This window comes from Desemzia sp. C1 (assembly GCF_020882875.1).
GTDB lineage: Bacteria > Bacillota > Bacilli > Lactobacillales > Carnobacteriaceae > Desemzia > Desemzia incerta.
The window spans coordinates 1,199,202-1,211,881 of sequence record NZ_JAJIZP010000003.1 but is presented as its reverse complement, the minus strand read 5'-3'; the positions used below and the strand labels follow the sequence as shown (position 1 = coordinate 1,211,881).

Here is a 12,680-nt window from a genome sequence, read left to right as displayed (position 1 = left end):
AACGTCAAGATTTTTTTCAAAAAATTGCTCTGCTACATTTTCAACGATCCTGTCATTCCTTTTACGAAGCCTTTCTGCATAAATAAGAACAAAATTAAGGTTGGAATCGTCGCAATGATGATGGCGACCATTTGCGTACCGTAATTGGCAACGTATGAAGCAGAAGAAAGACTTGAGATCAATAATGTCATAGTATATTTGTTTTCCGTTTGTAAGAAAATCAACGGCAATAAGTAACTATTCCATGAATTCATGAACGCATATATTGCAGCAGCTGCGTAAGTCGATTTCATCATCGGAAATACAACTCTGAAGAAGATTTCGTAGTTGCTGGCTCCTTCTATTTTACTGGCGTCAATGATTTCATTTGGAAAAGACTTGAAGTTCTGTCTGAAAAAGAAAATCAAAAACAAGTTATTGATAGCAGGCAAAATGATCGCCAAATGCTGGTTGACCAATTGTAATCCAGCCATCATTTTGAACAGCGGGATCACTAGTGACGCCAATGGAATCATCATAAATAAAAGAATGAGTCCATAAATCAGTTCACTGGTCTTGGTGGTGAATTTTTCAAATCCAAAAGCGGCTAATGAAGTGATGATCAGGCTTAAAAGGACTGTGACACCTGAGATCTTCAGCGAATTCCACATGATCAGCGGAATATCATAAGCTCCAAACAAATCTTGCAAATTGACGAATAATTGATCCCCAAGAGTTAATTTCCCTTCCGCTATTTGGTTGGCGGTATTGGTCGCTCCTGCGATCATCCAGTAAAAAGGGAAAATGGAAATAAAGGAACTGATGATCAAAAACGTATATTTTAATAGACTGGTTAATTTTTTCATATGTCCTCCTCCCTTCGCCGTTATGGGTTATTCTCGATTAGAAATTTTCAGTTGAATAATCGACAAAATAGCGATAATGATGACTAACGCCCAAGATAAAGTAGCTGAATAGCCAAAATTAGACGTATAAATAAACGAATGATTGTAAATCAATTGCGCTGCCGTCAAGGTTTCATTTGAAGGCCCGCCGCCCGTTAAGTTGACCACTTCATCAAACAATTGAATCGTTCCAATCGTTGAAGTAATCGTTGTGAAGACGATGACCGGTTTCAGTTGCGGAATCACGACTTTGAAAAACTTTTGAAATCCGTTAGCTACGTCGATCTCAGCAGCTTCTAAAGTATCATCCGAGATATTTTGCAGACCTGCTAAATAGAAAATCATGTTGTACCCTGTCCAACGCCAGCATAGCGCTATGATGACGGTCACTTTTGCCCAGAAAGGACTGTTCAGCCAATCAATCGGGTTTTGAACAATTCCGATAGCCATCAAGGTATCGTTGACGATTCCGCCCATTTGAAACATCATTTTGAACAATACAGCGTAAGAGACTAATGATGTCACACAGGGTAGGAACAGCGCGAGTTTAAAGAACGTCCGCCCTTTCAAATTCGGCGTGTTCAACAAGAACGCCATCAACAATCCTAAAACGACCATAATCGGCACTTGGAAAATCAAAAACGTAAAGTTGTTCATCAGCGCTTTCCAAAAAATGTCGTCTTGGAACATGCGCAAGTAGTTCCCAAATCCAACGAATACGGATTGCAGTCCTTGCATATTATGTAAGGACAGATAAATAGAATACAAAATCGGGTAAAGCAGGAATACGCTGCTTAACACGACGGAAAAGATAATGAATTTCCAGACATCCTGATTTTGCCGGCGTCCACGTTTGTCTTTTGACCGGATTTGCATATTCATCCTCCTTTTGCTGTACGAAATTAGTTTTAATGACACAACAATCAGTGAGGTAAAGCCCCACTGATTGGCTGTCGACTTATTGTTTGATGTTGATGCGTTCAGCTATTGTCCTACTTGCATCGTGTAAGTTTCTTCGGCTTTTTCCAACATTTCGTCTAACGTCATGGACCCGTCAAAGTAGCCTTGTAATACAGAGCGCAGTGCATCTACTGCAGCTTGAGTGTTGTTTCCGTAGTCTACACCTGGTATTTCTGCCATCCATTCAGAAAAATCTTTGTAGATTGGCGCATCATTGAAGAACGGATCTTCAAATTGATAAGCTTCTCCCGTTTGTGAAGGCAAATAGGTTCCTACTGCTCCATTTTCCACTAAGATGTCTTGATAAAACTCGTCGTTTCCGGCAAATTCAGTTTTCATGAAGTCGATGGCCAAGTCTTTATTTGGCGACTCTTCTAGGATGACCCAGCTCGCACCACCTAAGTTAGTGTATGGGGTAGCTGTCTCCACCGTTTCCAATTGAGGAACATTGGTGTAAGCCCATTTGCCAGCTTGATCTTCTGCCGAGCGAATGGTTGCTGAGAACCAAATCGCTGAATTGACTGCCGCAACTTCTCCACTTGTCACTGCCCCGATTCCTTCTGGAGCAAAGTAGTCCACTGGTTTCGATAATTCATTTTCTTCAATTTGTTTTAAGATCTCCGCCATTTCACGGACAGCTGGGTTGTCTTTCAAATAAATGTTTCCATTTTCATCGAAATACCACAAACCTGCTGATTGCATCGCCATTTGAATGTAGTGAGTACCTCTGTTTGGAATGAACGCTACGAACCATTTGCCCGTTTTCTCTTTCACGTCTTTTCCGATCTGCACAAATTCAGACCACGTTAAATCTTGCATATCTTCTTGTGAGTAACCCGCTTCTTCTAGATAATCGGTGCGATAATACAAACCGGCCGATCCTGAATCGAATGGAAGTGCATATACCCCATCGTTTTTTGTAGCGTTATCAACTTTGTATTCAGCAAACTGACTGAAATCGATATCCTCTGACAATTCAGCAAATTTGCCTTCGTAATTCGTGATGTAGTTTTGCACATCGTAATCGTCCATCAAAACGATATCCGACAGCCCCTCTGAAACGCCTGATGTAAAGCCTGAAACCAATTTCTGTTTAGTGTCTTCATTAGACATCTCAACAACATTTATTTTAAATTCTTCGTTTCCATCTTGAACGTAATATTCCCCTGCTTTTTCCATGATTGGAATGTTAAAGTTGGTATCCCAAGCCCAGACAGTCAATGTGTTGTCATCTGCGCTGGCAAAATCTTCTGAACTAGCTTCTTCTCCTCCTCCTGAACAAGCTGCTAGTAAAATCAAACTCAATGTACTCGAAAATAATAGCCCTAATTTCTTTTTTATTTTTTTACCCCCTAGGAAAGATTTTATAGTTGAATGTATGTACTTGAACACATGAAAAATGGTGCGTAGTAATGATGTGAAAAAACGGAGTGCCTTTTACAGCTTTTTCTTAAAAACTAACTGGACTGCAGGCGGTTTCAATGCCTAATTTTGTTATAATTTTCTTCTCAGAAAAATCCAAATGATTCGCCTCTCATTTCCTCTTCATCATTTGAAATCAAAAAAATAAGACCTCAGCATAAAAGGTCTTATTTTAGTAGTTCTATTTTAGAAACAAAGAAACGCGTTTTACAATTGATAAATTAGGGATAAAATAATGGGATCTCAGGTGGGATACCTGCTTCTGGAAGCAAATACATAAACACAGTAAATAAGATAAGGAAGATGGCAAAAAGACTTGCTAATAAAGATAATCCTCGTCTTGTTTCTTTGATAATAGAAAGGATAGAAAGAATAAAGCTGCCGATAGACAGTACAACACAAAACAGAAACCCAGGCCATGGGCTCATTACAACTAGTCCACTACTCCAAAACAAAACCATATAAAGCAGTATACAAATCCAAGCTGATTTTAAAAATACATTTTTGTTCGTTTCTGACAACAGCTTCCCTCCTAAACGACCCTCTTTTTTAAAGCAATCCTAATTTGTCCAACCCTTTATAAATGCCGTCATTCCAAACTGTATCGGTAATCATGTCAGCTTTATGTTTCAACTCGTCTCTTCCGTTCCCCATCGCTACACCGACACCTGCTGTTTCGATCATTTCCAGATCGTTCAATCCGTCTCCAAAAGCTACCGTTTCTTCAATACCAATGTTTAAGTGTTCAATGATTTTTTGGATTCCGACAGCCTTCGAGCCTCCTCTGCTGATGACATCCATAGAGTAAGGATTGGAACGGGTAAACGTGTATTCCGGAAATTTCTCCTCGTAAAAAGCATCAAAAGATTCGTCTGCATTTAAAATACATTGATACACTTGATGACTTTCGTATTCACTAGGATCAACCGGTTTGGTAGATAAACGATGATTTACAAACTTCATCGCTTTTCTAGGAGCTAACTTTGACAAAAACGGACGAACGCGCTTAATCAGACCATTGTTTGCCAGTTTGATCGCTGAGTTGCCCGTGATTTTATCACTGCCGCAAAACGCAATGCCTTGTTTGTTGTTGTGAGCTTCTTTAGCCAATCGACTCATTGATTCATTGGATAAAGGGCGCTTATAAATGACTTCTCCTTCATAAACTACATGTTGTCCATTAAGAGTAATTATAGTATCAATAGCGAGTTCGTCTGCGATTTCTCGCATCAAAATAGGTGCTCTACCTGTTGAAATAGCAGGGACGATCCCATTATGTTTCAGCTTTTTTATCGCTTCTTTGGTGGAATCTGGAATCGAATTGTTATGCGTGACCAATGTACCATCAATATCAAAGAAAACTATTTTCGCCATTTTATTCTCCTATATGAAAAATTCTTATTGTTTATAGCTGCAATCATTGTAGCGCTACCACCTTTGCAAATCAATAAATTATTTCTCAAATCATATCGTTATGAATACGCTATCAATTTTGTTAATATTTAGGTGTTCATGATGCAACAAAACATCAACTTCACTTTTCCCCTTCAGGAGTTTAGTTCCATCATTCATTCTACATTTCAAGCGGAAGTTGACGTCTGATCCATTTTTTAATGGTTCTTTTGCTGTGTCTGTGAATAATTGTTTCATTTTACTTATTACTTACTTATCACGAGGAGGTTAAACATAATGACAAAGTTAAAAAAACTGGGAATGACTCTTTTATTCACCACAACACTTCTTGCTGCGTGCGGCGGAGGTTCAAATGAATCTGGCGGCGACAGTGAACAAGTAGTGGTAGAATTTTTCAGTCAAAAGCCTGAAATCACTACTCAGCTGCAAGATTTAGTGGATACTTATACAGAACAAAATCCAGATGTTCGTGTGAACATCACTACGGTAGGGAGCGGGGAAGGTTCAGCAGCTCTTCAAGCTAAATTCTCCTCGGGAGATGAACCGGCTTTGATGATGCTTGGGGGATTGCCTGAAGTTGAGCGTTATAGCGATTCCTTATTAGATGTTACTGAATTGGAAATGACGGATACTGTTATTGACGGCATGTTGGAAGGCGGTACAATTGATGGCGTTCCATTAGGAGTTCCGATGAATATTGAAGGTTTCGGCTGGATGTACAATAAAGAAATTTTTGAGAAAGCCGGTGTCAATCCAGACGACATCCAAAGCTATGACGATTTTGTAACCGCTGTAGAAACATTGGACAGCCAAAAAGAAGAGTTGGGAATTGATGCTGTTTTCGCTTTTAGCGGGGCAGAAAATTACATCGCTAACCAATTTTCAGCCAACTTTACTTCTCCTGAATACGACAACAGTATTTTAGAAAGTTACAGTGCAACTGAATTGAATTGGGAATACGGCGACCAAATGAAGAAATATACAGACCTATTCAATCAGTATAACGTTCAACCTATTTTAACGATCGATTACAGTCGTTCTGTAGAAGAACTCTTCATCAATGACGCTGTAGCGATGGTGCATCAAGGTAACTGGATCGTTCCTACTTTAAACGGTATTGATCCTGAATTTTCCGCTAACAAAATGGGCATCCTGCCTGTATTTGGTGAAAATGATACAACAGGTAAAATCATTGCTGGAGCTCCTTGGTACATTGGAATCAATAAAAATCTAGACGAAGCTGTTGTGGAAGAAGCAAAAGCATTTATAGACTGGATGTACACTTCTGAAGAAGGAAAAACAGCTATCGTTGAAGAATTCAACTTTGTACCGGCTCAAGAAGGATACGAAGCGGACAGCATCAGCGACCCTGTTTCTCAACAAATCTATCAAGCTTTGCTAGATGGAGAAACGGGCGCTATGACGCACAAACAATATCCTGACGGCTGGTTCCAACAAGTTCTTTTCCCTGAATATCAAAAATACTTGAACGGCGACATCAGCTGGGAAGATTTCGAAGCCAACACTTCCAAAGGCTTCGCAGATATGCGCTAACTTTCTTCTAACAGATAACGGGAAATAGATCAGCCTTACCGTCTATTTCCTGTGTGTCTGTTTTTTTATCCTAAAGCGAAGGAGCAACATCCATATGAAACGAAAAAACGAAAAATATTTCTACTGGGCCTTTTTATTCCCCAGCATATTAGCTGTATCATTAGTGATCTTCATTCCTTTACTTTATGGGATCTATACTTCATTTACAGACTCTGACGGTTACAACATGGCCTTTACCGGTCTGGAAAATTATCGACGTTTACTTAGCGATGATCAGTTTTTGCATAGCTTATGGTTCACGATTCGATTTGCAGTCGTTTCCGTTATTGGAGTCAACGTGATTGGTTTAGCCATGGCCTTATTAGTCACACAAAAGACCGGTCGTTTAAGCAATCTTTTCCGTACAATCTTTTTCATGCCTAACTTGGTGGGCGGAATCATTCTAGGATTTATCTGGCAATTTATCTTTGTCAAAGCTTTTGAAGGGATCGCACAATTGACAGGGCTGAGTGCTTTCAGCGGTTGGTTAGCAGATACCAGTACAGGTTTTTGGGGGCTGGTCATTGTCTTTTTATGGCAAATGAGCGGGTATATCATGATCATTTATATTTCATTCTTGAATGGTATCCCGGCAGACATCAATGAAGCCGCAGCTATTGATGGAGCAAACACTTGGCAGACTTTTTGGAGAGTCAAGCTGCCGATGTTGGCACCTGCCTTTACCATCAGCCTCTTCTTGACGTTGGCTAATGCTTTTAAAGTTTATGACCAAAACTTGGCGTTAACAAATGGAGCTCCTTTTGGTTCTACCGAAATGGTGGCTATGAACATTTACAACACGGCCTTTTTCCAATACCAGCAAGGATACGCTCAAGCTAAAGGGATTCTTTATCTCTTACTAGTCGCAGCTATTTCATTGACGCAAGTTTACTACACACGAAAGAGAGAAGTTGACCTATGAAATCTGAAAAAATGCATAATTGGTTGATCATCATTTTAGGCGTAGTGGCTTCTCTGACTTGGATCTATCCATTTGTACTGATTTTTATCAATTCATTCAAAACGAGACGAGAAATTTTTACCAATACTCTTTTCTGGCCAAATGAAACCACTACGGAAAATTACCCAAGAGCTTATGAAGATTTGAATTATACTGAAAGTTTTATGAACTCCTTGATGATCACAGTAGCCAGCATCATTGTGATTGTACTGTTCTCCTCCATGTCCGCCTATGCGTTGTCGCGCTATCCCGGCAAAATGAGTTCAGTCATTTACTTTATTTGTGCCATCACGATGTTGATCCCTTTTCAATCCTTGATGATTCCTTTAGTCAGCTTGTTTGGTCGGTTTGATATGCTGAACAGAGTGGGACTGACGTTCATGAACTTAGGATTCGGGTCCAGTATGTCGATCTTTCTGTACTTCGGTGCGCTAAGATCGGTACCAAAATCACTAGACGAAGCAGCTATTTTAGACGGAGCCAATCCGTTCCAAATCTTCTGGCGCGTCGTCTTCCCATTATTGAAGCCGACAACCGTCACTGTCATTATTTTGAACTCTATTCGAATTTGGAATGACTACTTACTGCCTTCATTGGTGATCAATAAAGATGGCATGTACACTATTCCCTTGCAAATGTACTATTTCTTCGGACAATACACGATCCAATGGGAATTAGCACTGGCAGGGTTGGTTCTTGCAATCATCCCGATCATCCTGCTTTACATGTTCTTGCAAAAACACATCATCCAAGGAATTACAGAAGGAGCCACTAAATAATCGATTTTTAAAAGTCTGCCAAATGAGTCATGATGCATTTGGCAGGCTTTTTTCATTGTTGGTTACTATTTCTTCAATGACGAAAGATTTTTTGTGTAGTGTTTCGGCCATGAGTGAGGAATTTTGAAGGCTCATGGCCGAGGATGTATTGCAAACCAGCCATGAGCAGGTAAATTCTGTTCGCCATGGCCGGCATCTCGGCCATTTCCGGCTATGAAGCGGAAGAAAAAACGACTGATGGCCGAAAAGGTAATCAGCTTTGAATTAACTAGGATAGAAAAAGATAATTACCTAAGAGCGCATCTTTATTAAAGACTTTTATTCAGTGTTTCCTTCTTGTTTAGGTCTTATTTCGGCCATGAGCGAGGCATTTTGAAGGCTCACGGCCGAGGAGTTGACTGAAATCAGCCATGAGCAAGTAAGTTTCCTTCACCATGGCCGACTTCTCGGCCATTTCCGGCCATGAAGCGAAAGAAAATCCGCCTGATGGCCGAAAAGGTAATCAGCTTTGACTCTCTTATAGCAGAAAAAGATGATTACCTAAAGGCGCATCTTTATTAAAGACTTTTATTCAGTGTTTCCTTCTTGTTTAGGTCTTATTTCGGCCATGAGCGAGGCATTTTGAAGGCTCATGGCCGAGGAGACAACTGAAAACAGCCATGAGCAGGTAAATTCTGTTCACCATGGCCGGCATCTCGGCCATTTTCGGCCATGAAGCGAAAGAAAATCCGCCTGATGGCCGAAAAGGTATTCAGCTTTGACTCTCTTATAGCAGAAAAAGATGATTACCTAAAGGCGCATCTTTATTAAAGACTTTTATTCAGTGTTTTCTTCTTAGTTAAGTTGTTTTTCGGCCATGAGCGAGTAAATTTGAACGCTCATGGCCGAGGATGTATTACAAAACAGCCATGAGCAGGTAAATTCTGTTCACCATGGCCGGCATCTCGGCCATTTTCGACCATGAAGCGAAAGAAAATCCGCCTGATGGCCGAAAAAGTATTCAGCCCTGAATCAGAACACTACCGCATATCGAAAAAAGCGACGAACACAAGGTTCGCCGCTTTTTTCGGTACTCATTTGCTCTTATAGCAGTTCTTTCGCTAATAAGCGGTAAGTGTCTAGTCGTTTTTCTTGTGAATAAATTACGTTGTACCATTTTTTGTGAAAATAACTAGCATAGAAATAAGCCATAGGCTTCATTATTTGTAAAATAGCGAAAAGTAGTCAGTTCATTCCATGGTTTGTGTAAAAAAAGCGTCTGTTTTTTAACTCTGCTTTTATTTTTGCGCACGCCAAATAAGCTATCCCTTCTAATTTTTTAAAAAATTAAGCTACCCAAGCAGTTAGATGAGCTAGATGGTTTTTACTGATCTTATCTTTCGCAAAGGCTAACATAATGAGAAAAGTCATTGTCACAAAAAGATTCAGTTTCTTTTTTCCTCGTATCGTATGATTCTCAAATAGGTAATCTCGATCGATTCGTCCATTTACTCGCTCAATAGAGGTTCGCTTTTTGTAGATTCGTTTGAACTTAAAACTATCCCTAGCGACTTTGTTAAATATACGTCTGTCTTCTTCACATTTTATTCTGAAAAGCCGGTTATCCTGATATTGAGGTTTAAATCCATAACGTAAAGAATCTGTTTTCTTATCATATCCCTTATACGCTAGCTTTATCTCATTTCCTTTTCCATCGACATAGGAAACCGCTCCGTTATACGTATAAATCAAATCTGTATCTCGATATTGTTTGGTTAGCGTATCTTTATCCCACTGGTTTTTAATATCAATAATAGGGATTATTTCTTTAGATTCAATGAGACTTAATAATGGAGCTCCATCATATCCTCTGTCAGCTAGAAGATAGTCACACTGTTTCGCTTGTGAGGTAGAAAAATGTTTGATCAGTCTTTTTGCGACCGTCGGTTCGCCTTCAGATGCTTTAGTCACTTCGTAGGCTACAGGCAATTCATAATTTGCATCAACGATTAAATGAAGTCGATAACCAAACCATGTTTTCTTCTTTGTTATCTTCTCGCCATTGGCTGTCGTAGTGGTATATTGTTTTAGTGTGAAATCTGCTTCAGTATCTCTTCTGCCATCATATTCTACTTTTTTATTTGGTTTTGTAGCATAAGAAGGGATAATTTTTCCATCTAAAGCTAAAGTTTGCCCAAATCCATCCAGTGTTTCATATAAATTAGTGACCAATTCAGTAAACATCTCATCTAATAGGTGTTGATGGAGCAGTAACTTTTTTAAAAATCGAGAAAAAGCAGCTTCTGTGGGAGCTAGTTGAACCCTATACTTTCCTTTTTGTGAGCGCGAAAAATGAGGTTGAAATCCGCATAGTTCTCTGAGTTGGCTATTCCGCTTCAACTCTCGAATCAAAGAAGCGACAGAGCGATGTTGAAAGACAAAGCTAGCTACGAAAGCACGCCACATGGTATGAACTGGATAATCATTTCTGCCCTTTCCGCGTTCTTCTTCTAATGCAGTTAACAGGTTTTCATCCGGTAATGCAGTTAATACATCATTCAACTTTTCTAAATCGCCTAATTCATGGTTTTCAAATAATGATAATTGTGTTATTCTATTCATGGAAAAAGTGACCTCCTTATATGAGTCTGATAACCATATTTTACTACTGTTTCAGTAGTTTGAGGCACTTTTTCTCTTATCTTTTTTAGTTAGTCGCAAAATATCAAAAATGATAAATCGCCAATAAGAAAATGCTGATACAGCAGTCTTTCTTATTGACGATTTTTATTTTAACCACATTTACAGCCCTAGAGCCCCATGGGCTCGCCAACAACGTGATTTATTCCTTGTGAATGCGGGATGCTGCAGATCATAGCTTCATCGAATCCGTAATGTTCTTGTTGGCGTGTCAATTCCGCTGCAACTTCTTTAGCAGACCCTACGATATGTTGAGAACGGCTTTCTAGGATATTCATTCGGTCTACTTCTGTCAGCGGGAAGTTTTGCGCTTCTTCCGGAGTCAATATTGGGCCCATTTTCCCTTGAGACATCCATAAGCGAACAATATCTTGCGGCAACGCTTCGTACTCAGCTTCTTCAGTCGTTTCTGCAGCTGTTACCATGTAAGCCACATTGATTTCAGATTTTTCCATGAATGCACTCGGCACAAATGAATTCCGGTATTGGTCTAGAACTCCTTTGTCCATATAACCGGTAAAGAATTGCGCATATGAATAGCCGATTCCTCTGCGACCAGCTTGAACAGCACTGCTTCCGCTAGAACCAAGTAGCCATGCCTCTGGTACAACGATCTGGCTTGGAGTGGCAATAGTTTTGTTGTACAGCTCATCTTGTGGAACTTCATCATTCAATAATTGCAGAGAAACGTCCAGCTTTTCATACATATTGTCCAGCTGCGGACGATTCCCTTGAGCCAAGGCAAACATAGACGCGTGGTCTCCGCCTGGAGCTCTTCCTACTCCGAAATCAATTCTTCCTGGAGCAAAAGCACTCAATGTTTTGAATACTTCCGCCATTTTCAAAGGAGAATAGTGCATCATCATCGTTCCGCCTGTCCCCAAACGGATATTTTTCGTTTTAGCTGCTAAATGAGCGATCGTGATCTCAGGCGCGGAACTAGCATAGTTTTCGGTACCATGATGCTCTGCCATCCACATCCGTACATAACCTAACTCATCGGCTAATATCGCCAGCTCTTCCGCTTTCAATAATGCATCTGCGGCTGTATTTCCATGGGTCACTGGAGCTTGATCTAAAACACTTAATTTCATTAAATATTCCCCTCTCTATTCTGAACAAAATCTTCCTCTTACCAGACATTCACTTTTTTATTATCTTTTTACTAATTCAAAGTAAGTCCTTTTGCAGTTAACTGTAGCACTTTTTTTATTGGATAGAAAGTTTATTGCAAAAATTCTTAGGCATCTCTTATGCAATCTCTCTTTTGTAAGACAACCTCCAGCAAATCCTTTATACTGGAAACAAATGAATTTTAGGAGGCAGTAAGAATGGAATTATATGTAGCAACAGTTGGACAGCTCCAAGAGAATTGTTATTTTTTGGTCGGAGACAATAACCGCGACACCATCATTTTTGATCCAGGTGCAGAACCGGACACATTGAAAAATGTGATTGAAGAAAATGAATTGAATCCTATTGCTATCGTTTTGACGCATGCGCATTACGATCATATTGGAGCTTTGAATGAGATCAGAGATGCTTATGAAATACCGGTCTATCAAAACCCTATCGAAAAAGAATGGCTGGTCGATCCCGCTCAAAACGGTTCAGGGAATCATCCTGGCATGGAGAATATTGCCAGCACTCAAACAGCAGACGTATATTTGGAAGAAATGGGTCCTTATTCTATCGGCGAATTCCACTTTGACATGCAGCACATTCCAGGTCATTCACCAGGTAGTACAGTATTCATTTTTAAAGATAGTCGCTTTGCGATCGTTGGAGACGTGATCTTTAAAGGCAGCGTAGGAAGAAGTGATTTCCCTTATGGCGACCACGAAAGCTTGATCGCTGGAATCCACAAACATATTGCGCCATTGCCCGGAGACACAGTTTTATTCCCTGGCCACGGGGATGCTACGACCGTAAAAGACGAACTGAATACCAACCCATTTTTGACTCATTAAAATGCAAAAAACAGCTTTC

11 protein-coding genes are annotated in these 12,680 nt (G+C 39.9%); 4 read left to right on the top strand and 7 right to left on the bottom strand.

Annotated features, from left to right (window positions below; translation table 11 throughout):
* Positions 1-32: 32 nt before the first annotated feature.
* The 5 genes from LMF32_RS06295 to LMF32_RS06275 form a co-directional block, all read right to left on the bottom strand.
* Positions 33-845 (bottom strand): carbohydrate ABC transporter permease, encoded by an 813-nt coding sequence (locus tag LMF32_RS06295; protein WP_230524204.1) that lies wholly within the window; start codon positions 843-845, stop codon positions 33-35.
* 27 nt (positions 846-872) lie between these two features.
* Positions 873-1,766: a sugar ABC transporter permease gene (locus LMF32_RS06290; protein ID WP_230524203.1), complete on the bottom strand. Its 894-nt coding sequence runs from the start codon at positions 1,764-1,766 to the stop codon at positions 873-875.
* Between the two features lie 102 nt (positions 1,767-1,868).
* Positions 1,869-3,143 (bottom strand): extracellular solute-binding protein, encoded by a 1,275-nt coding sequence (locus tag LMF32_RS06285; protein ID WP_230524202.1) that lies wholly within the window; start codon positions 3,141-3,143, stop codon positions 1,869-1,871.
* A 344-nt stretch (positions 3,144-3,487) separates the two neighbouring features.
* Positions 3,488-3,787, bottom strand: a complete 300-nt coding sequence (locus tag LMF32_RS06280; protein WP_188204820.1) for a hypothetical protein — start codon at positions 3,785-3,787, stop codon at positions 3,488-3,490.
* Positions 3,788-3,815: 28 nt separating this feature from the next.
* On the bottom strand, positions 3,816-4,640 hold the full coding sequence (locus LMF32_RS06275) for a Cof-type HAD-IIB family hydrolase (protein ID WP_230524201.1): 825 nt from the start codon (positions 4,638-4,640) through the stop codon (positions 3,816-3,818).
* Between the two features lie 315 nt (positions 4,641-4,955).
* Here LMF32_RS06275 and LMF32_RS06270 point away from each other — a divergent pair, with 315 nt between their 5' ends.
* The 3 genes from LMF32_RS06270 to LMF32_RS06260 all read left to right on the top strand — a co-directional run bounded on the left by LMF32_RS06270 (position 4,956) and on the right by LMF32_RS06260 (position 8,012).
* Complete coding sequence (locus LMF32_RS06270) at positions 4,956-6,233, top strand: ABC transporter substrate-binding protein (RefSeq protein ID WP_230524200.1); 1,278 nt, start codon at positions 4,956-4,958, stop codon at positions 6,231-6,233.
* A 94-nt stretch (positions 6,234-6,327) separates the two neighbouring features.
* The gene (locus tag LMF32_RS06265) at positions 6,328-7,194 is read left to right on the top strand and encodes a sugar ABC transporter permease (protein WP_092480312.1); all 867 of its coding nucleotides are present in this window, start codon (positions 6,328-6,330) and stop codon (positions 7,192-7,194) included.
* On the top strand, positions 7,191-8,012 hold the full coding sequence (locus LMF32_RS06260) for a carbohydrate ABC transporter permease (RefSeq protein WP_092480313.1): 822 nt from the start codon (positions 7,191-7,193) through the stop codon (positions 8,010-8,012). The genes LMF32_RS06265 and LMF32_RS06260 overlap by 4 nt, the downstream gene beginning before the upstream one ends.
* A gap of 1,326 nt (positions 8,013-9,338) precedes the next feature.
* Here LMF32_RS06260 and LMF32_RS06255 read toward each other — a convergent pair.
* Together LMF32_RS06255 and LMF32_RS06250 are read right to left on the bottom strand one after the other, a co-directional pair.
* Entirely contained in the window at positions 9,339-10,613 is a 1,275-nt protein-coding gene (locus LMF32_RS06255; RefSeq protein ID WP_230523769.1) for a transposase, read from the bottom strand.
* A gap of 188 nt (positions 10,614-10,801) precedes the next feature.
* Positions 10,802-11,785, bottom strand: a complete 984-nt coding sequence (locus LMF32_RS06250; RefSeq protein WP_230524199.1) for an MsnO8 family LLM class oxidoreductase — start codon at positions 11,783-11,785, stop codon at positions 10,802-10,804.
* A gap of 237 nt (positions 11,786-12,022) precedes the next feature.
* Here LMF32_RS06250 and LMF32_RS06245 point away from each other — a divergent pair, with 237 nt between their 5' ends.
* The gene (locus tag LMF32_RS06245; RefSeq protein ID WP_230524198.1) at positions 12,023-12,661 is read left to right on the top strand and encodes an MBL fold metallo-hydrolase; all 639 of its coding nucleotides are present in this window, start codon (positions 12,023-12,025) and stop codon (positions 12,659-12,661) included.
* Positions 12,662-12,680: the final 19 nt, after the last annotated feature.

Excerpts from the sequence above, each read along its gene's own strand:
- LMF32_RS06255 (WP_230523769.1), bottom strand. The coding sequence starts at position 10,613 with ATGAATAGAATAACACAATTATCATTATTTGAAAACCATGAATTAGGC.
- LMF32_RS06265 (WP_092480312.1), top strand. The coding sequence starts at position 6,328 with ATGAAACGAAAAAACGAAAAATATTTCTACTGGGCCTTTTTATTCCCC.
- LMF32_RS06260 (WP_092480313.1), top strand. The coding sequence starts at position 7,191 with ATGAAATCTGAAAAAATGCATAATTGGTTGATCATCATTTTAGGCGTA.
- LMF32_RS06275 (WP_230524201.1), bottom strand. The coding sequence starts at position 4,640 with ATGGCGAAAATAGTTTTCTTTGATATTGATGGTACATTGGTCACGCAT.
- LMF32_RS06245 (WP_230524198.1), top strand. The coding sequence starts at position 12,023 with ATGGAATTATATGTAGCAACAGTTGGACAGCTCCAAGAGAATTGTTAT.
- LMF32_RS06250 (WP_230524199.1), bottom strand. The coding sequence starts at position 11,785 with ATGAAATTAAGTGTTTTAGATCAAGCTCCAGTGACCCATGGAAATACA.
- LMF32_RS06290 (WP_230524203.1), bottom strand. The coding sequence starts at position 1,766 with ATGAATATGCAAATCCGGTCAAAAGACAAACGTGGACGCCGGCAAAAT.
- LMF32_RS06270 (WP_230524200.1), top strand. The coding sequence starts at position 4,956 with ATGACAAAGTTAAAAAAACTGGGAATGACTCTTTTATTCACCACAACA.
- LMF32_RS06295 (WP_230524204.1), bottom strand. The coding sequence starts at position 845 with ATGAAAAAATTAACCAGTCTATTAAAATATACGTTTTTGATCATCAGT.